The sequence below is a fragment of the Vibrio sp. 1402 genome (genome assembly GCF_033340275.1).
Window position 1 is genome coordinate 1 of record NZ_JAWOWE010000722.1, and the last position, 515, is coordinate 515.

1 protein-coding gene is annotated in these 515 nt (G+C 44.9%); it reads right to left on the reverse strand.

Annotation, left to right across the window (positions count from 1 at the left end; genetic code table 11):
* Nucleotides 1-515, reverse strand: a 515-nt coding sequence (locus tag R7044_RS28135; protein ID WP_225456388.1) for an AMP-binding protein, incomplete at both ends; no start/stop codon positions are given.

Consider the following 515-nt stretch of genomic DNA (forward strand, 5'->3'; position numbering starts at 1 on the left):
AGCATTTTGAGCAAGGTTCCACAGTACCTTGTGAGAAGGATAAACAGGGCTACCGTCAAAAATGACTAAGCACGCTCCGCTTGCAAGGGCGGAAACGTGCCAATTCCACATCATCCAACCACAGGTCGTGTAGTAAAAAACTCGATCGTTCGGTTGAATATCGCAGTGCAGTTGATGCTCTTTGACATGATTCAGAATGGTGCCACCGACCGAGTGCACGATGCATTTGGGTTTACCTGTCGTACCGGATGAATACAACACAAAGAGTGGGTCATTGAAGTTAATGCGAGTGTAGGTGAGGGGCTCGGGTGAGTATTGATTGAGCACGTTTTGCCAATCTTGGGTACAAACATCACATTCAAAGATATGAGGCTTGAGATAGCTGATTTGGCACACTTGTTTGAGGCCATCGAGATGATCGGATATATGTTGGTTTTTCTCCGCCATGTCGAAAGTTTTTCCATTGAATGTGTAGCCATCACAAGTGAACAAAATTTTTGGTTTTACCTGTCCAA